The organism is Opitutales bacterium (genome assembly GCA_013215165.1).
Classification (GTDB): Bacteria; Verrucomicrobiota; Verrucomicrobiia; order Opitutales; family JABSRG01; genus JABSRG01.
Genome location: JABSRG010000011.1, coordinates 53,670 through 73,156, shown reverse-complemented (window position 1 = coordinate 73,156; position 19,487 = coordinate 53,670). Strand labels below are relative to the sequence as shown.

General features: G+C 52.0%; 18 protein-coding genes. 9 read left to right on the top strand and 9 right to left on the bottom strand.

Annotated features, from left to right (window positions below; genetic code table 11):
* The first annotated feature begins 203 nt into the window (after positions 1 to 203).
* The 7 genes from rplM to HRU10_03620 all read left to right on the top strand — a co-directional run bounded on the left by rplM (position 204) and on the right by HRU10_03620 (position 6,738).
* Positions 204 to 632: a 50S ribosomal protein L13 gene (rplM, locus tag HRU10_03650; protein NRA26327.1), complete on the top strand. Its 429-nt coding sequence runs from the start codon at positions 204 to 206 to the stop codon at positions 630 to 632.
* 6 nt (positions 633 to 638) lie between these two features.
* Positions 639 to 1,040 carry a 30S ribosomal protein S9 gene (rpsI, locus tag HRU10_03645; protein NRA26326.1) on the top strand — a complete coding sequence of 134 codons (402 nt, stop codon included), beginning with the start codon at positions 639 to 641 and terminating at the stop codon, positions 1,038 to 1,040.
* Positions 1,041 to 1,144: 104 nt separating this feature from the next.
* The gene (gene argJ / locus HRU10_03640) at positions 1,145 to 2,371 is read left to right on the top strand and encodes a bifunctional glutamate N-acetyltransferase/amino-acid acetyltransferase ArgJ (GenBank protein NRA26325.1); all 1,227 of its coding nucleotides are present in this window, start codon (positions 1,145 to 1,147) and stop codon (positions 2,369 to 2,371) included.
* Between the two features lie 3 nt (positions 2,372 to 2,374).
* Positions 2,375 to 3,256, top strand: coding sequence for an acetylglutamate kinase (gene argB, locus HRU10_03635; protein NRA26324.1), 882 nt, complete (start codon positions 2,375 to 2,377; stop codon positions 3,254 to 3,256).
* Positions 3,257 to 3,276: 20 nt separating this feature from the next.
* Positions 3,277 to 4,491 (top strand): aspartate aminotransferase family protein, encoded by a 1,215-nt coding sequence (locus HRU10_03630; GenBank protein ID NRA26323.1) that lies wholly within the window; start codon positions 3,277 to 3,279, stop codon positions 4,489 to 4,491.
* Between the two features lie 14 nt (positions 4,492 to 4,505).
* Positions 4,506 to 5,462 (top strand): ornithine carbamoyltransferase, encoded by a 957-nt coding sequence (gene argF, locus HRU10_03625; GenBank protein ID NRA26322.1) that lies wholly within the window; start codon positions 4,506 to 4,508, stop codon positions 5,460 to 5,462.
* A 22-nt stretch (positions 5,463 to 5,484) separates the two neighbouring features.
* Positions 5,485 to 6,738, top strand: coding sequence for an argininosuccinate synthase (locus tag HRU10_03620; protein ID NRA26321.1), 1,254 nt, complete (start codon positions 5,485 to 5,487; stop codon positions 6,736 to 6,738).
* 30 nt (positions 6,739 to 6,768) lie between these two features.
* On the opposite strand, the gene HRU10_03615 is transcribed toward HRU10_03620, so the two are convergent.
* From HRU10_03615 to HRU10_03605, 3 genes are read right to left on the bottom strand one after another with little or no spacing between them, the layout of a single operon-like run.
* Positions 6,769 to 7,227: a prolyl oligopeptidase family serine peptidase gene (locus HRU10_03615; protein NRA26320.1), complete on the bottom strand. Its 459-nt coding sequence runs from the start codon at positions 7,225 to 7,227 to the stop codon at positions 6,769 to 6,771.
* 12 nt (positions 7,228 to 7,239) lie between these two features.
* Positions 7,240 to 8,463, bottom strand: a complete 1,224-nt coding sequence (locus tag HRU10_03610; protein ID NRA26319.1) for a prolyl oligopeptidase family serine peptidase — start codon at positions 8,461 to 8,463, stop codon at positions 7,240 to 7,242.
* 12 nt (positions 8,464 to 8,475) lie between these two features.
* A complete protein-coding gene (locus tag HRU10_03605) occupies positions 8,476 to 8,676 on the bottom strand; it encodes a hypothetical protein (protein ID NRA26318.1) in 201 nt (66 codons plus the stop codon).
* A gap of 519 nt (positions 8,677 to 9,195) precedes the next feature.
* On the opposite strand from HRU10_03605, the gene HRU10_03600 reads away from it, so the two are divergent.
* Positions 9,196 to 10,782, top strand: a complete 1,587-nt coding sequence (locus HRU10_03600; GenBank protein ID NRA26317.1) for a citramalate synthase — start codon at positions 9,196 to 9,198, stop codon at positions 10,780 to 10,782.
* Here the strand turns inward: HRU10_03600 and HRU10_03595 are convergent.
* The 6 genes from HRU10_03595 to HRU10_03570 form a co-directional block, all read right to left on the bottom strand.
* Positions 10,777 to 11,382 carry a PEP-CTERM sorting domain-containing protein gene (locus tag HRU10_03595; GenBank protein NRA26316.1) on the bottom strand — a complete coding sequence of 202 codons (606 nt, stop codon included), beginning with the start codon at positions 11,380 to 11,382 and terminating at the stop codon, positions 10,777 to 10,779. The two genes, HRU10_03600 and HRU10_03595, sit on opposite strands and share 6 nt — an antisense overlap.
* Before the next feature lie 143 nt (positions 11,383 to 11,525).
* Positions 11,526 to 12,026 carry a peroxiredoxin gene (locus tag HRU10_03590; protein NRA26315.1) on the bottom strand — a complete coding sequence of 167 codons (501 nt, stop codon included), beginning with the start codon at positions 12,024 to 12,026 and terminating at the stop codon, positions 11,526 to 11,528.
* 63 nt (positions 12,027 to 12,089) lie between these two features.
* Positions 12,090 to 14,042 (bottom strand): LamG domain-containing protein, encoded by a 1,953-nt coding sequence (locus HRU10_03585; GenBank protein NRA26314.1) that lies wholly within the window; start codon positions 14,040 to 14,042, stop codon positions 12,090 to 12,092.
* A gap of 24 nt (positions 14,043 to 14,066) precedes the next feature.
* Positions 14,067 to 16,598: an Ig-like domain-containing protein gene (locus HRU10_03580; protein ID NRA26313.1), complete on the bottom strand. Its 2,532-nt coding sequence runs from the start codon at positions 16,596 to 16,598 to the stop codon at positions 14,067 to 14,069.
* The gene (locus HRU10_03575; protein NRA26312.1) at positions 16,540 to 17,811 is read right to left on the bottom strand and encodes a hypothetical protein; all 1,272 of its coding nucleotides are present in this window, start codon (positions 17,809 to 17,811) and stop codon (positions 16,540 to 16,542) included. The genes HRU10_03580 and HRU10_03575 overlap by 59 nt, the downstream gene beginning before the upstream one ends.
* Positions 17,812 to 18,016: 205 nt before the next feature.
* The gene (locus HRU10_03570; GenBank protein ID NRA26311.1) at positions 18,017 to 18,658 is read right to left on the bottom strand and encodes a phosphopantothenoylcysteine decarboxylase; all 642 of its coding nucleotides are present in this window, start codon (positions 18,656 to 18,658) and stop codon (positions 18,017 to 18,019) included.
* 60 nt (positions 18,659 to 18,718) lie between these two features.
* Here HRU10_03570 and HRU10_03565 point away from each other — a divergent pair, with 60 nt between their 5' ends.
* Positions 18,719 to 19,456 carry an MFS transporter gene (locus HRU10_03565; GenBank protein NRA26310.1) on the top strand — a complete coding sequence of 246 codons (738 nt, stop codon included), beginning with the start codon at positions 18,719 to 18,721 and terminating at the stop codon, positions 19,454 to 19,456.
* The last annotated feature ends 31 nt before the right edge of the window (positions 19,457 to 19,487 follow it).

Below are 19,487 nucleotides of genomic sequence, written 5' to 3'. Positions count from 1 at the left end.
GCCGCCGGTGGCCTGTTGCTTGGGCGGTCGTTCCAATCGATACGCAACCCGCGAGCCGACAGAGCGGCTCAACCACAGCAAAGGCAGTTGGGGAAATCTCCCCGTTCCTTCAATTGCACCCCATTCTTGCATTCTTGCTCTCACTTGAAATTCACGTTGACAAGCCCTCAAGCACTGCCCACTTTCCCACCTTTTTCCTCAACATGAAAACAACTTTACTCAAGCCCGGAGAGAAAGAGGTGAAATGGCACCTCGTCGATGCGGACGGACAGACTCTTGGAAGACTGGCAGTTAAGATAGCCAATATTCTCCGCGGGCGTCACTTGCCGACCTACACTCCTCACACAGATACTGGAGATGGAGTCGTAGTAATCAATGCATCCAAAGTTGCCCTCACCGGTCGCAAAGAAGAACAGAAAGAATACATGTTCTACTCAGGTTATGTCGGTAATGAGAAATATCGCACTGTAGCAGATTTTCGCGAGAAACGCCCCGAGTTTATCATTGAGAACGCGGTCAAAGGCATGCTCCCAAAGAATAAGCTTTCTAGCCAAATGATGAAGCGACTTCGTGTATTCGGTGGTGCAGAACATACACACGAAGCCCAACAACCCGAGCCTCTCACTCTCTAGAATATTATGTCTGAATTAGCTGCAAAAGTCTTTATCGGAACCGGGCGTCGCAAAACAGCGAGCGCACGCGTCCGCATTCAAGAGGGCACTGGAAAAGTCACCGTCAACGGCCGTGAGTTCGAAACATACTTTCCAACCGAATTGCTCCAAGCTACTTCCGTGCGCCCCTCGGTAATTGCTGAACTCCGCGACCAGATCGACATGACTGTGCTTGTGCAGGGCGGTGGACTCTCAGGACAATCTGAAGCCGTCGCTCTCGGTCTTGCTCGTGCGCTACAAACTCGCGATCCCGAATTACGCTCATCTTTGAAACAGGCCGGATTACTCCGACGTGACCCACGGATGCGTGAACGTAAGAAGGCCGGTCAGCCCGGTGCACGTAAACGCTTCCAATTCTCCAAGCGCTAGGTCGACTGGATACGCTTTGCTTTGCAAACCCTCCAGGGCCCTAGGCTCGGAGGGTTTTTTGTTTCTGATTTTCCGTTTTCTCCTGATTTTTTCTACCATCTCTTATGAGCGAATCGCTCTTCAGTTTTTCCGAAAATCCCTCTGGCATCACTGATGTCCCAGGATTCCTGGCCGCGAGCACAGCGGCTGACATCCGGCAGACAGGTGACCATCAGCGGTTGGACATGGCACTTATCTTCTCTGAATCATCAGCGACCACGGCCGCAGTTTTCACGAAGAACGATGTCAAAGCTGCCCCCGTCTTACTTTCCATAGAGTATTTGGAAAGCACGGCGTCTGCGCAGGGTTGCCTGATCAATAGCGGCAATGCTAATGCGGCGACAGGTGCCACAGGACGCGATAATGCGTGGAAGCTCTCCCACCGCACATCCCAGAAACTCAATGTTCCCGCGGAATGTATTCATGTCGCCTCGACCGGACGGATCGGCCGGCAACTTCCTGTTCATAATATGATCACGCGGCTAGAATCACTGACTCATTCCTTATCGAGCGATCGGGAGGCTGGTTTGTCAGCCGCGGATGCCATTCTCACCTCGGATACATGCCGGAAGGTAGCCACCGTCACAGGTCCCGGCTTCACCATTGGCGCTATGGCAAAAGGCGCCGGGATGATCGAGCCCAATATGGCCACTATGCTGGCTTACCTGGCAACCGATGTAACCATTCAGCCGGAACTGCTCCAAAGACTCCTTAAAGCAGCAGTCGATCAGTCTTTCAACTGTATCACCGTCGACGGCGATATGAGTACAAACGACACGGTCATGATTTTCGCCAATGGCTCATCTGGCACAGAAATTCCCGACGACCCCAGCAATTCGACCTACCAAGCCTTCAGCTCAGCGCTCAATGCCATTTGCTTCAAACTGGCCCATATGATCGTTTCTGACGGTGAAAAAATCTCCAAAGTAATCACCATCAAAGTCAAAGGAGCGCCTGATAAAGCAGCAGCAGACAAAGTAGCACGGTGCATCGGTAATTCTCTGCTAGTCAAGAGCTCTTGGTATGGCGAAGACCCCAACTGGGGCAGACTCATCGACGCAGCCGGCTACGCACAAATCGGGCTCGACTCCGATAATATCGACCTCTTCTACGATAGCTTTCCTGCTCTGCTGAAAGGTGAACCTCAAGATGCCCATGCTACCCATTGGAAAGAAACCGTTCAGCAAAAGGAGTTTACCGTGACACTCGATCTCCACCTGGGTGCTGCAGAGGCGAAGTTGTTAGCGACAGACCTTACGGAGGCCTACGTTAATTTTAACCGGTCCGAATAAGCCATGGAAATGATCACCCCTACCACCAAAGCCTCCGTTCTCATTGAGGCACTCCCCTACATCCAACGGTTCAGGGACTCGATTTTTGTCATCAAATACGGAGGTTCTTTCATGGATGACCCCGACCCAGAGATGCGTGGTCGCGTCGCCACCGACGTCGCCTTCTTGGCCTCCGTCGGTATCCGGGTTGTCGTGGTCCATGGTGGAGGAAAAGCCATCACTCGGGCCATGGACGCCGCCGGGATCGAAGCAGAATTCGTAAATGGCCTACGTAGGACTTCCGCTGAGGCTGTATCCATCGTTGAGAATACTCTAAACCACTCAGTCAATCTCGATATTTGTAACCTGATTCAAGCTGCCAAGGGCAAACCGATCGCAATCCACGGAAATCGGGTGCTGCAGTGCAAGCGGCTTACCGAAGATGCAGACGGCAAGGCAGTGGATATCGGTTATGTCGGTGAAGTCACCCACGTGCTGACTCAACCCATCTTATACGCCCTCGACAATGGGTATACCCCCGTCATCTCCCCAGTTGCAATCGATGCCTCCGGCCAACCACATAACATCAATGCCGACATCGCCGCAGCACATGTGGCCAAAGCACTTCATGCCCGGCGTCTGGTCTATATGAGCGATGTTCCCGGATTGCTTCGAAACCCCGAGGAACCTGCAACGCTCATATCTTCGCTCAAAATCAATGAAGTCCCTCAGCTAAAAGCAGACGGTGTCATATCGAAAGGCATGGTGCCTAAGGTAGACAGTGCAGTCGATGCACTCGAAGCCGGCGTCCACCGCGTGCACCTGGTCGACGGCCGGATGCCCCATTCCATACTTCTAGAAATATTTACTCACACCGGCATTGGCACAGAACTCGTTCAAGCCTGAGCCTCCCTCTCGTTTTCGTCATGAATACCACAGAAACATATACGGCCTATTCTCTCGGGAATTATCCGTTGCCGCCTGCGCTTATCGCAGTGAAGGGGCAAGGATCCTACCTATGGGACGAGACCGGCCGACGTTACCTCGATATGACCTCCGGTATCGCGGTGACCTCGCTCGGACACTCCCATCCAAAATGGGTCCGTCGCGTTTCTGAACAGGCGGCACAACTCGTTCACTGCTCAAACCTCTACGGCAATCCCAACCAAGCAGCTCTGGCCAAACGCCTCGCGGAGCAAGCTGGACCCGGAAAAGCCTTTTTCTGCAATAGCGGTGCGGAGGCCAACGAAGGCCTCATCAAACTCGGACGTTTGTTCGGTAAACAGAAAGCCGGCGGCAAAGATGGCGACATCTACAAAATCGTCGTCGCCGATACTGCATTCCATGGCCGTACTTTCGGCGGAATGAGTGCGACCCCTCAAGAAAAGGTCCAAAATGGCTTTCATCCATTGGTGCCCGGCTTCGTCACAGCCGAATTCAATAACATCGATAGCTTTGCCGCTGCAATCGACGATCAAACGGCCGCAGTATTCATTGAAACCATCCAAGGCGAAGGCGGCATCCGCCCTTGCTCGCTGCAATTCCTCAAAGATCTCCGGAAGCTCTGCGACGATCGTAAGGTCTTGTTGCTTATCGACGAGGTGCAATGTGGCATCGGCCGGACCGGTCAATTTTTTGCCTATCAAGCGGCGGGGATTCAGCCGGATGCTATCGGCATGGCCAAGGGCCTTGGGGGCGGTTTCCCTATCGGCGCAATCTGGGTAAGCGACGCCCATGCTCACCTTTTCACACCAGGTACGCACGGCACGACTTTCGGCGGCTCACCCTTAGCCGCCGAGGCCGCTTTGGCTACGCTTGATGTGCTAGAAGAGGAGCATATCATTCAGCACGTCCAAGAAGTCAGCGCGTGGTTTACAGCTCAATTAGAGCAACTCGCAACACACCATTCTGGTCTCATCAAAGAAGTCCGTGGACGTGGCCTCATGCTCGCTCTCGGCCTCAATGAAGATCCCATGCCGTGGGTCATTCGGTGCCGGGAAGCAGGCATGCTCGTCGTGGCTGCGGGCCATCAAGCGTTGCGGCTACTACCGCCTCTCAACGTCACTAAAGAAGCACTCAACGAGTGTTTGGGCATCCTCGACTCGGTATTTTCCGAAGCAGAGCTCTCCGTTTCTACCTGAACCCCTCTACACAAATGAGTAAACACTTCCTCAGAGATACAGACTTCAGTCAGGCTGAGATCGCAGAGATCTTTGGCTTGGCGTCCAGCTTCAAACAGCATCGCTATGGCAGCACACCTCCAACCCTACAAGGACAGAGCTGGGGCTTGATATTCTTCAAGAATAGCACGCGCACGCGCGTCTCCTTCGATGTGGGCGTGAGCGAGCTCGGCGGCCATCCCGTGGTCCTCAATGCTCAGCAGACCCAGATCGGCCGCGGAGAAACCGTCGCTGACACAGCTAAAGTCCTGTCGCGCTACCTACACGGGGTCGTCATTCGTTGCTTCGAGCACAGCTACCTCGATGAGTTTGCTGCGCATGCCACGATCCCTGTGATCAATGGACTGTCTGACTTCCTCCATCCCTGTCAGACCTTTACCGACTACTTCACGCTCGCGGAACGCTGGGCAAGTAATCCTGACGATTTGCCGTCAGCACTGGTCGGTCGCAAACTTGCCTACTTCGGAGACTGTGCCTCAAATATGGCCTACTCTCTTGTGCTCTCAGGACTTGTCCTTGGCATGGAGGTCGCGCTGTCCGGTCCCGAAGCGTTCAAACCCGGTCCGGAGTTGGATGAAGCCCTCGCAGCCGATGGGCTCAGCGGATACACTTTCACCAACGATCCCTACGAAGCGGCCAAGGATGCCGACGTGCTCTATACCGATGTCTTTGTCAGCATGGGTGACGAAGGCCAGGCAGAATCTCGCCTAACGGCAATGCTCCCCTACCAGGTCAATATGGGCTTACTCGAGGCTGCGAAAAAAGACGCGTATTTCATGCATTGCCTCCCAGCGCACTCCGGCGAGGAAGTGTCACAAGACGTGCTAGACCATCCAGCTTCTATCATCTTTGACCAGGCCGAAAATCGACTGCATGTTCAGAAAGCAATCATGTCAGTGCTCTCCGATGCTTGGAAGGAAACCCGGGCCTAAACCACACACACAATTTTTATACATGAAAATAGTTCTCGCTTACTCAGGTGGCCTTGACACCTCCGTACTCGTGCGGTGGTTGAAGGACCACTACAACGCAGACATCATCACCTTTTCTGCAGACGTGGGTCAGGAAGAAGAGCTCGATGGGCTCGGCGAAAAGTCGAAAGCCACAGGCTCTGTCGCCCACTACACTGTGGACTTGGTTGAAGAATTTGCCCGTGATTTCATCTACCCTATGGTCCGCGCCAATGCTATCTACGAGGGACAGTATTTCCTCGGGACATCCATTGCCCGCCCCCTCATCGCAAAGGCCCAAATCGAGATCGCTGAAAAGGAGGGAGCCCAAGCCGTTTCCCATGGTGCGACCGGTAAGGGTAATGACCAAGTCCGCTTTGAACTGACCTACGCAGCATTGAGCCCCGATTTGGAAATCATCTCTCCCTGGCGCATGCCAGTCTTCCGAGAGATGTTCCCGGGACGTAAAGAAATGATCGACTGGTGCGTGGCCAACGGCGTCGATGTCGAAGCCAGTGCATCGAAGCCATATTCAATGGATCGCAACCTCCTTCATATCTCTTACGAAGCCGGTATTCTAGAAGATCCCATGTATGACGCCACTGGCGAACGCGACAAGGCGATGTATAAACTCAGCACCGATCCAGTTGATGCTCCCGACGAGCCCGAGTATATCGAACTCAGCTTTGTCAATGGCGACTGCACCGCAGTCAACGGAGTCGCACTGACCCCTGCCGGCGTGCTCAAAGAGCTCAATCGTCTCGGCGGCAAACACGGTATCGGCCGAGTCGATCTCGTGGAAAACCGCTTTGTCGGCATGAAAAGTAGAGGCATTTACGAAACTCCGGGGGGCACGATCCTAATCAACGCCCATAGACAGATGGAGACCTTGACGATGGACCGTGATCTGATGCATCTCCGCGATGGCCTCATCCCGAAGTATGCCGAACTGATCTATAATGGCTTTTGGTATGCGCCCGAGCGGGAAGCACTCCAAGCCCTCATTGACAAGAGCCAAGAGAACGTAACCGGCACCGTTAAACTGAAGCTCTACAAGGGTAACATCATGTGCGCTGGGCGCACATCTGACGTGTCTCTTTACGATGAGAACATAGCATCTATGGAAGGTGTCGACAGCGACTACAATCCAGACGATGCCAGCGGCTTTATCCGTCTTCAGGCCCTTCGCCTCCGCGCGCGAAATAAAGCTCAAGGGTCACCTCTTCGTGACTCGGAGAGTAATATGACCAAGGAGTGAGAAAGCGTTCTAGAATAGTCTAGAAAAACACTACTCAGCCAAATGCTCAGCTAAGAAATCCAATACAGCGTCGTAGTATTTCTTCCTATTCTTCATGCTGCTAACGCCGTGTTGCTCAGCTGAGAGGTATAATGTCCTGGGTTTATTGCCGGCTTGTGTCAGCGCTCGAGCCATATCTTTAGTCTGTTCGATATCGACGACACGATCCAATCTACCGTGAGCAAGGAACACGGGCACTTGTATCGAACTTGCATTACTGATCGGGCAGAGTTCTTCGATCAGAGCCGCATCTTTCTCCGGGTCTCCAAGGCGTTTTACCCAGTAGTCATATGCGTAGGTGCCTTGACGCTTGCGCCAAAAGCCATCACCCCAATTCTCGATTTGTTCGGCGACGTCAAAGACGCCAGCATAAGAAATCGAACACTGAAAGAGACCGGGATCAAACACCTGAGCAGCCAGAGCGGCATAGCCTCCAAAACTCGCACCCATGATCGCCAAACGCTATGGGTCTGCCCAGCCCCGCTCACAAATCTGCCGCGTGGCATCGGTTACATCTAGGACCATGTCCCTGAAGTCACCACTATACTTCTGAGAGATCGTTTTCCCATAGCCACTGGAGCCTCGAAAGTTCAGCTGGAGCACAGCATAGCCACGACTCGCCAGAAGCTGCACTATTGGGTCATATCCCCAGGTGTCACGAGACCAAGGGCCCCCATGCACTAAGGCTACCATCGGATAAGGACCTGCATCGGGTGCCCCGGGCAACGTGAGATAGCCCTGCAGCACGAGACCATCACGCATCTTGAGGTTAAGACTGAATTGCGTATGGAGCTCGGCCGAGTCGATCCACTCCCGCGAATGCGCCTCAAAGATAATGTTTTTAGAAGCGATATCTACGACGCGATAAGACACCGGAGAGCGATCAGAATAGGAGTGTATCAACAGACGCTCTTTACCCTTCGAAAAGTCGACGATCGTATTCTCAGACGTGGGGAAGGCCTGGTCGATGCTTGCCTGAAGCATATCGAACTCTTCAGTAAACCAAATATTTGTGGGACCTTTTTGGTCGTAGGCCATACCTACCACCTGACCGGTGGCCTTAGATCGTAGTAAACCCGCATTGTCCCGTATATCGTATTTTGGATCATTGAACACGCGGATGGTTTCGCTACCAGGATCTACTGGCACCTTGAAAAGGCTCGCCGTATTGGCTCCGTCTTCGTAAGCGGTCATCCAAAATGTGCGTTCATGAGGATCGAAACCCAACACCTCAAATGACTGCCCTACATCTTCACTGACGCGTTTTAATTCTCGCCATTCACTTTCATAAGTTTCACGGAAATACAGGCGTAATTTTCCGTCGTGATAGACGCGGCAGCCAATCAAATCGCCCCCGCCATCGCCATACCATCCCAACTGAGTACCTGGTAATGATTCGGCAGATTTGACCACACGCCCGATACCACGTTTGGTGAAATAACGCACTGTGCGCGGACCGCCACGGCTCGTGGAATACAAACGAGTCAATACCACGTTTTCGTCTGAAGGGACCGGATCGATCACCCTCAAAGCATCAAACTTGTTAAGCACCTCGAAGCGACGCGAACCTGCCTTCACCGAAAACAGACCCCCTGCATATTGGTTTCGGAAAACCACGTCGAAAACCAAACGATCATCTCCCACCCAGTGAACGCTATTTACGTCATCTGCCTGCCACCCCTTCATCCTCACACCGTCCTACTCATCAAGATTAAACACCATCAAGTCCATCCGATCGCCTGAGGGATAACGGAACGCCAACCACTTCCCGTCGGGTGACAACCGCGCACCCGAAATTCTAGAAGGTTTGGCAAAATCCTCTACCGGGATCAGAGCCCATCCGATATTTCCAAAAAAGCCAGCAAGCGCCAATAGAACAACAGGTATGAATTTGTACATGATATTTAAAAAGCACCCATCCGAGCCTTGATCCAGTCAATAACAAAGGCGGTTATCTCGACCAGGATTCGGAGAACTTATGGGACTAAACAGCCTTATAATTGGGTGAAAAGATCCCTGATCTCCATCACTGGGTGCACGCATGAAAAATATGCGGATCTATACTACAACCGCGGCCGTTTTGACGAAACGACCCTACCGTACTAACCTAGATCAATACAATTGCCTCGACCGAAAACTCTTTGGGCTTCGAGCAGGGCCTAATTGAAACTTCGGGAATATGTCCCCAACCGCCTTTGTTGTAGTCGCACCGCTCTGCTGGTGCGCAGACCGTTGCTTCGATCCACACCGCAGGGGCGAGGCGACAGAGCGCCTCAACTACAACCACTGAAGCCGAGGAGAGACAACTGGAACAACTCCCCGTCCTTTCAATTGCACCTCCACCAATGAATCCACGGATTTCCACCTTGTGCCAGTATCTATGCCCAATTAATTTGGAATGTTTTACTCAATTCGCTTATGAACTCACCGGATGTCTGGATCTACGATACGACGCTGCGCGATGGCACGCAGGGCGAGGGCGTGTCTTTCACCGTAGCTGCGAAGCTGCGCGTGGCTGAAAAGCTAGACCAATTCGGAATTGATTACATCGAAGGTGGCTGGCCCGGCTCCAACCCTCGAGATATGGCCTTCTTCGAGCAGGCAAAACAACTCCAGCTCAAGCATGCTAAAATAACCGCATTTGGTTCCACACGACGCGCGGACAAGAGAGCCGAGGACGATGCTCAACTCAAGATCCTGCTCGAAGCAGAGACACCTGCCGTCACCATCTTCGGTAAAACCTGGCTGCTGCATATCACGGAGATCCTTCGCACCACCGGTGATGAGAATCTCAAAATGATCGAGGAGTCCGTCGCTTTCCTGGTTAAAAATGGACGTCAAGTGATCTATGACGCGGAACACTTTTTCGACGGCTACAAAGACGACGATGTCTATGCCTTGTCTACCCTAGAAGCCGCAGTGCGCGGCGGAGCCTCGTGCATCACCCTCTGCGATACGAACGGCGGCATGATGCTTTCCGAACTGGAAAAGATTGTAGCTCGTGTAGTGAAACAGTTTCCCAACACGCGGGTAGGCATGCACTGCCACAACGATTGCGGACTCGGTGTGGCGCTTTCCATCGATGGCGTGCGCCAGGGTGCCGTCCTCGTCCAAGGCACCATGAACGGCATCGGGGAACGCAACGGCAACGCCAACCTGACCACAATCATTCCCAATCTTTCTGAGAAGATGGGGCGAACCCTGAACTGCTCTCAGCAGATGGCGAGTCTGCGCGATCTCTCCATTTTCATCGACGAACTCGCTAACGTGCGCTCCGACCCGCGCGCTCCCTTCGTCGGCACTGCCGCCTTTGCACACAAGGGGGGTGTTCACGCCGATGCCGTCGGCAAGGTAAAGCACTCTTACGAGCACATGCAGCCAGAGCGCGTGGGTAACCACACCCGTGTACTCGTTTCTGACATGGCAGGTCGAGCCAGCTTGATGCTCAAGGCCAAAGAACTCGGCATCGAATTGGAGAAGTCTTCAGAGCTTCAAAAATTCTTGGCAGACCTGAAGGATCTAGAGTTTCGAGGCTACGAATATGAGGCCGCAGATGCCTCCTTTAAATTGCTCATCCACCGTTACCTGAAAGGCAGGAAAGACGCATTTGAGCTCGTCCAATATCGCTCTTCCGTAGGTCGACAGATCGCTCTGAGCCGCACCATTTCTGAAGCCACAGTAAAAATCCGTGTCGGCGAGGACGATTACCACACCGTATCCGAGGCACACGGCCCCGTATCCGCCCTGGACCATGCACTGCGCAAAGCCCTCATCCCCGCTTTCCCCATACTCAAGACCGTGACCCTTACAGATTTCAAGGTCCGTATCCTCGACAACGCCCTCGGCACCGACGCCGTGACACGCGTCCTCATTGAATCCACTGACGGCCATGAGACTTGGGGCACTGTAGGGGCAAGCGACAATATCATCGATGCCTCCTGGCAAGCTCTCAAGGATTCGATGGAGTATAAGCTGTTGCTCGAAGAAGAAAAAAGAGATTCATGAACGCCGAACATGCGCTCGACGGCGGCGATGCCGAAAAACAAAGAGCATGCCCGCAATTCCGAAAACAGCCGCCGTCTCACTCGGCTCGGGAACGACATTGAGCGTGATCGCCTGCAATCCCATTGTTCCCGAGATCGATTCTAAACGAAAGGATGTGTTCGCAGCAATCGACACCGGACTGGGGACCGCGTAAAGATTTTGAGCCCCGGTGATGGATTGTCCCGCAAATGAGAAGGTCTCTCCTGCTCCAAAACCAACAAAATCAAGGGACGTTACTTCAACGCTCTTACTGAAAGAGAACTCAACAAACTCTCCCACGTCAAAGTCGTCAGCATCCTCTCCAGAGAGAGTAGAATTTATGCCAAGACGGTTCGGAGAGCCTACATTCGAGTTCAAACTACTATCAGTAGACAATGCTTCGATCGTGATTTCTAAACCTGATCCTCCAGGGACCAGGAATGTGCCGCTCGACACATCATTGAAGAGTTCGCCAAGGGTGCCCGAGTCGTTGGTTAAATCGATCTCGACTTCCAAGGCCCCCAGGCGCGAGACGAGGATAACAAAGAGAGATAGACCTTTGACTACAGAAACAATCTTCATGGATAAACGTGGTTGATTTGAGAACTTGTTGTAAACGAAGACTCTCCTGAAGCCAGTTTCGTGCAACTTGGACACAAAAAAACCTGTTCGCTCTTCGATGAGCGAACAGGTAGTTCAAAAAATGGGTTTAATGGCTGACTCGCTCAAAGCTGAGCCATCGCCTCGCGGACATCAGCAGCCTGCTTGGCTGTAGATGCTTTGAGGTCGCGCCAGACAAGCTCACCCTCGTTGAAGAGGAAGGCTTGTCGAGCTGGAAACCGACCCCGCTTGGGCACACCCATGGCATCCACAAGAATGCCTTCGGTATCGGCTATCAGGGTAAAAGGAAGCGAGTATTTTTCTTTGAAGGCCGCCTGAGCTTCGACCGAATCCATGCTCACACCGTAGACACGTAGACCATCATTCGAAAGCTCAGAGAAGGCATCGCGTATCGAGCACGCCTGTTTGGTGCAGCCTGGCGTGTCCGCCTTGGGATAGAAATATACCAAGACCATTCCTGACTGCAGATCTTTACCGATGTCGAATTGCTCTCCGGCATCCGTTTTCACAATGAGCTCAGTAGGAGCCGTGCTACCGACACTCATGGGCTCAGCGAAAAGCGCGGTGGACACCGAAGTAGCAGCAAGCGCGAAGAGTTTTTTCATTTTCATCGATCGAGAACCTGAGGCAGATATGACAAAATGCAAATCAGGTCTCGTAGTCATAGCTCAAGGGGCCGACAAGCGAGCAATCTCGTCGTCGCTCAACACGCGATTCCAGACCGCAAAATCGTCCAGGAATCCTCGAAAGTGACTCCCTGTGCCGCCTGAAAGAAACTTTGATTTGCCCGCCGGTCCTCCCAAACTACACGCGTCCGTGTGGGCGGCAATTTGCATGGCAATATCATTTCCAACATCAAATTCGACACCATTTAAGTAGGCTTTGAATGCACCCGGATGAGGCAGTGTCGGCGATTCAGAAGCATCAAGGACCATGAGGAGGTGATAGTAGGCTCCTGGTTCGATTCCACCAACGGTTCGCCAGGTTCCAGGCCATGTCTCTTGATCACCGATGATCGCATCGGTTGCAATATCCCAAATCCCGGCGTGAAGCACACCGTCTTCGATATAGGCATTAAAGCCCCGTTTGGATCCTCCGAGGTCGAAAATGACCTGGCGCTGCATTGAGGCAACGTCGTCCACCGAAAACCAAAGGCTGATCGTCCGTTGGGCAAGGCCTCCATCATATGTATTCAACAAATTGTTATTTCTAATGTTGGCCACATCATCCACTCCATCAAATCGGGCACCGCCCATAAACTGGCCAGCATCAGCCTCAATGAGGGCGCCACCATTGATTCTTAGATTCTGAATCCCCGATCGGTCAGTCCAACCTTCGTCAAAAGGGAAATGCCCCACCAACTCCTCTGATGAAAGTAGATCAACCGGCGAGCCCCCAGCGCCGTCAGCCAAAATTCTTATCTCGTCCTCAGAAAGACTGCGGTGCCAGATGGCGAAATCGTCGATGTTACCATTTAGATTAAGAGGTCTACCGCCTGAGGCCCACCGAGACGCCCCCGCCACTCCACCAAGAGCGCTATCGTCACCATGTCGCGAGATTTGCATTGCGAGACTGTTGCCGACGTCAAATTCGACACCGTTTAAATACGCGAAAAACGCACCCTCATGCGGCCGAACTGGGTCAGCAGAGGCATCGATAACGAGAGCGAGATGATGCCACACACCCGATGCAATCCCGGAGATAGAACGCCATGTACCCTCCCAGGAAGCCACATCACCCACACCAACATCAATATTCTGATCCCACACTCCCGCATAGAGTGTCCCATTGTCGATATAGGCATTGAACCCACGTGTTGAACCTCCACTTTCGAAGATTTGTTGGCGCCCAGGATTATCGACGTCATCCACGGCAAACCAAAGTGAAATGGTCTGCTGGACAACTGCTTCTTTAGGAATGTTGAGTACCGGGCTGTCCAAAAGATGCACCATATCATCACCTCCATCGAAGCGAACGGAAGCTCCAAATGCTCCAGCACTTGTATCGACGCCAGCTCCACCGCTGAGACTGGCACTCTGATTGCCTTGGGAATCCTCTGCGCCATCGTCGAAGGTAAGATGGATGGCCAGACCCGTTTGGTCTATGGCAAGCACTGAGGGTTTGGCGGGCACACCATCTGCCGGTATCACTCCATCTGCATCGCGCCCATCTAGCTGTTGCAAGAAGGCCAAGAGCTGAGACTGTTCTTCTTCAGAAAGTGTAGTAAACACTCGGTGAGGCGCTGCTTTTGCCAGATCGGACTCACTGGCTACGGTCAAAATGTCAGGCATGAAGTCGCGCTTTAGAGGAATGAACTCTATCACATTAACCGCACCGGCTAAGAGCTCCACGTCTACAAAGCGCCATCGCCAATCCCATTTCGCAGAGCCACCCACGGTTCCCTCCATACGCAAAATGGTTTCTACGCCGTTCACAATAAATCGAACATCGCCATTTCCAAAGCCTTGGCTGTAGCGAATACCGATCCGTGCAGCACCACCAAGGCCTCCGTCAATGTTTGACCATCGGATGGATTGGTCCCTCTTCAAACGAGCGAAATCATTACCATACATACCTCGATGGCGCCCCCCACCTCCATATTCAGGTGTACCTTGCTCCATGATCGCACCGTCTGATAACTCGGCCTAGGATTCCGGATACACCTTACCCGTGGCGAAAGCCAGCGCGTCCCCAAGATTGTTCGCTACACCGTGATGTAGAAAAAACTGCGACGCGTGCAGTCCCATAAGCGTAGGTGTATCTACACCATCAAGAGCTCCTAGTCCAAGCCGCTGACCACTCAGCAGCGTGTTCGTTGTTCCGACGTCGTGAAGCAACACACTAGACACTGGAGATATGGCACTATCAGTATAAGCAGAACCTGCATGGCAACTCGCGCAATTGAGCGATCTAAATAGTTCTGCCCCAAGGACCGCCTCTTCCGTGAAGGTTCCATCTACAGCGCGGAATGGGCTCATGGGGATCGAGGCCTCTTTCAACGACGCAGTATAGGCAGCCAGGGCGTCTAACTCTGGGCTGAGCCCCACTTTTGCAGATGAGGGACCGGGGTGATTCGTAGCGAAGTCCGCATCAACAATGAAACCCTCTCCCCCAAATGCATCGCGGATATCGTGCTCGAAATCCTGTATTTCATCGAAATTCCCGCTCCAGTGCACGTTGCCATGAGCCATACCTCCACGCCCACGCAAATCTGTCGTGCGACGTAAACCCTCTCCCCTACCAGTAAAGTCCCAAACACGCCCATCATGGCCCCCATCGAGGTGGCACGAGGCACAACTGATGTAACCTTCAGCACTCATTCGCGGATCAGAGGCATTATAAAAGATCTGCTTACCGAGAAGCTCTTCAGCCGTCAGTGACTCATTTGATACAGATTTCGTAACCGAGATCAGGCTTAGGCTGCTCTGATTCTCTTCAAGCACCGAAGATGCGTTAAAGACAGAAAGACTTCGACCGGTAAAATTACTTGCAAATAGACGACCGGTATCGGCATCAAACAAAACGCCACTCGGTGCAAGCCCCGTGCCGGCGTCAATAGACACCTGTGCAGAGAGATCTACTTGCGCGGCTAAATCTAGCGTATCAAACCCCACCAGCCGGTTGTTTCCCTGCAAAGCGAACATCGCGAGATCCCCTGCAGGGCTAAAGGTAATACCCATCGGATTGGCACTGTTATCGAAATCGCGCCGACTCTGTGAGATCCCATTTATTAACTGGACTTCTTCAAGCGCATCGAGATCTAGCACACACACCACAGCTCGCATCGTATTCTCATGGCTTAAATCCGAAACACCGAAGATTTCACCGCGAAAGATATTGTCTTGTTTCGCCGTCACCAACGCATGCTTACCATCGGGCGCGATCGCAATCCCTCCCAAATAATTGGGGACACCTGCGGCACGATCTCCACCATCTTTTGCGTCGGAACTCAAAATGTCTATCGTGTCCACCCAAACTAGGGCATCCATGGACGATGCAAATACTCCCACTTCTGCCTTGGTATCGGTCGAAATCAAACGTGTCACCAATACCGTGTCACCAGAAGCAGTAACGGCTATCGATCGCGGTGTGGGAAAGGTCGCCGTAGAAACCGCGACAGATGGATTGGCGACATCGAACCGAACCAACTGTGCCGAACCATAGAGTGTGACAAACATCTGTTGTCCATCAGGTGTTGGTGCGATCCCCCAAGGCGCGCTTCCATAACCCAGTTCGAGAACCTCAAGTATCGTACCAGCGCTGTTCAATATATAGATCGCGTCCTCACCTTCACAGGTTACCCAAACGCTTCCATCAGCGGCCGCCGCTACACTTTGGGGCCGCTCGCCGACACTAATTTCTCCCCGCCTAGATCCCGTCGTTGGATTAAACATACTCACAGTGTCCGCATCAGGATTAACCATCCAAACTGCTCGAGATCCCTCAAAGTCTGCCATCGTCATTGTATTGCTATGTGTGGGCGATGGGCCGCTTGGCGGCTCAATAACTAAGAGGCGCACTGAACTCGCTGCTACCGTACCAACACTATCACGCACCTGACCAATCACCCGGTATCGGCCAGGTTCAGCGTAGGCATAGGTCGCTATGGCGGACTGCGTCCAATCGCTCCAACCATCCCCAAAGTTGAAGCGATATTCCAGATCAATACCTTCAGCATCTGTAGTCACATCGAATACCTGACCCGGAAGGGGTTGATAATCCGAAGCTACAATCGAATCTATAATCGGTGGCGCTTGACCATCTAATCCAGAACCAGTCGAAAAGCGAAAACTGTAGGGTTCGATGTAGTTTCCGGCGCCGTCACGAAATCCGATTTGATTCGCTGCATCAGATAGAAAATCTACCTGATAGGTAGCATCATAATCGAGAGGGACATCGGGGTTAAAAGTCAGCATGCCACTCATATCATGAGTCAGGAATCCAGGCACGAACTCAGTATCTAAATCACCTCCATTCAAAACCCTTCGGACCTTAAAATCGATACCATTACGCGGTCCCATAATCTTGGACTCTTGGACCATGAAGCTCAAAAGGGCGTGAACAGGGTAGTTTGTGCGACCGGCCTGAGGAATATGATAGTAGACATTGGGAGCAATCTCATCGGGTTCCTGCTGCTGTACCCAAACCGAGAACCCTTGTAGCTCCCCCCCCCCGATTACTTCCGCCGGTCATCCACAAGTTACCCAAAGGCAAGGACATTTGAGAAGTATCAAACCCTGCGCTTTGTGTATCTAAAATTAGAACTTCCGGATTGGGATCCCCGGCGATGATTTTAGTAACGTCGAACTTAACATTATCAATGAATGTAAAGTGATCCTGATATACTGGATAGTTTACACTACTCAGGCCGGGATGAACGTGACTACCAGCTAGAGTCACACTACTATCACCGTTGGGATCAGCAGCAGCTGTGATGTCGGCCACGTTTACCTCACTATTGGCAGAACCAAGGACATATAGACCCGACCCATCACTGTAGAGATCAGGCCAGTAACCCTGGAAGCCCCCATCCAATGTAGCAACCAGTTGTGGCGTAACTGACATCGTCTCAAGGTTTGTGAAGTCGTTATATTGCAGACGGTAAACGACCACACCGTCACTTGCTGAGGACCCACTACGCACATAGATGAGTAAGTCTCCAAAAAAAATTGGGTGCCAATTGCCCCCTCCAAACTCTCCCTTGTGATCAATCGTCGCCAGTATAACTTTTTCATACCGCCCATCTTCATGCAGCACCTCCTTTTTGATCTCAAACGGCGCAAAACTTACGTCGTCTTTTTCATACCAACTCAAAGTTGCGTTAAAACGCCCTGACATACCTGACCTATTAGTACTTATCCCCAAACGGTCGACGCGTTTTCCTGAAAGATCAAAAGTTGTACTTATATTAGTTTTCTGAACAATACCCCCAAATTCTTCTACATAGATGTAAGGGCGCCCCAAGAAGTTCTCTACATGGAACGAGCCATGCGCATTGGACCCATAGTTACCAGAATGCCAAACGTCGCCGTCGTACCATTCATTCTCTCCTATAGGCAAACCAAAGTCTGATGGCAGGCGCCGGATTGGTTGGGCGGGATCACTGATGTCGTAAATGCGTAGGTGCAAATCTCGATTCACTCCGTCAATTGTCGCAGACCCCGGGCCTTCGCCCCCAACAATCACCCAGCCATTGAGATACTGAACGGTCGTAGTGCGACCGAGATAGATCGAGTCGTTAGAATAAGGGTCACTGAGGAGCGTTCCAGGCACCTCACTTCGAGGAAGGTTCAAAAAACCTTGAGTAGAAACTTGCGGTAACAGGGTAGTCGGCAACAAGCCGGCTGCAGTCAATGCAGCCGCCATCAGCCACATCTTGTAGGAGGCCATAGGGGTCTGGGGTCAGATTTAGGGTAGTAGGGTATTGCACGTTGCCGTAGGTAGGGCAGCCTATGACAAAATACTCACTTAATAAACGTTATTTATCGAAAGGTTGTCTACTCTAAATAAATAATCCCCACGCTTTAGCGCGGTTTTGACAGTGAAAATAACAAAACGATGAGTTATAAAACAGCTTTGATTCACCGAGAGAAATTCACTTCGCAGAGATAACATCATCTCTAAAAATGGTGATGAGTCGTCGCGCCAAAGCATGCTTTCCTGTACGCTCAAAGATACGCATGGTACCCGCTCTATCTATCAAAACCACAGAGTTATCGTCATTTGCAAAGGCTGTGTCTGGCCCGGTAATCTGATTGCCCACCACATAATCGAGGTCTTTTTTGATAAGTTTCTCACAGGCAAATTTCTCTACATCGTGCGACTCTGCCGCAAAACCCACCATAAGCTGATCTTTTTTGCGCGCCGACATCGTCGCTAAGATATCGCGCGTGGGTTCTAACTCTATAGTCAGCGAAGCCTCATTCTTTTTGACCTTCTGCTCAAAGCGCTGCACCGGACGAAAATCCATCACCGCAGCCGTTGAAATGAACACATCGCAGGCGTCAAACAAAGCATCCACAGCGTCAAACATCTCATCGCCTGTTTCTACCGGATATCGGATCACTTCAGAAGGCTCCACCAGGGTGGACGGTCCACTCACTAGATCGACAGTCCACCCGATCTCCAGCGCCGCCTCAGCGAGGGCAAACCCCATCTTACCCGAAGACGGGTTACTGAGAAATCGGACCGGATCAATATATTCGCGGGTGGGGCCTGCTGTGATAAGACATCGCATCTTTATGAGATAACGCTGTTTCCCATTTACTCCCATCCCAAACTTACAATCTTACTCGCCATGACCGATTCCGCGCCCAAAGCGACGCCCCAAAAGCAAGAAAATGCCTTCCTCAACCTGGGCATGAACCTCGTCCTGCCGGTGCTCCTCCTGAACAAAGGGGACGACTGGTTTAACGCGTCTCCGACAGCGGTGCTTATCATCGCTTTAGTGTTCCCACTCGGCTACGGTATCTACGACTTTGTCACCCGAAAAAAAGCAAACCTCTTTTCCATCATCGGCTTTGTGTCTGTGCTCCTCACTGGGGGAATCGGATTACTGCACTTAGATAACAAATGGCTTGCCGTCAAAGAGGCGGGTATTCCTGCAATTTTCGCCATCATCACGGGAGCGAGTGCGCTCACAAAAAAGCCCTTGGTCCGTCTCTTTATTCTTAACCGCGAAATCATGGATGTTGACCGAATTGATGCCGCTATTCCCGAAGGAGACCGTGGTGAATTCGACAAAGTGCTCGCCCGGGGCACTTGGTATCTCGCAGCCTCCTTTGTCGTCTCATCCATATTGAACTATATCCTCACCACAATAATCGTAGTCAGCGAGCCCGGCACTGACGCTTACAATTCAGAACTCGGGAAACTCCAAGCAATGAGTTTCGCAGTCATTGCCCTACCCTCGATTCTTATGCTCGGCTACGCTATGTGGTACGTATTCACCAATATTAAAAAGATTACCGGTCTAGGCTTCGAGGACCTCATGTATCAACCCGCTCAGCCCAAAAAGAAAAATACGCCCTCTTAGCCTAAGAACATAGGCTGGTCCACGAATCTAA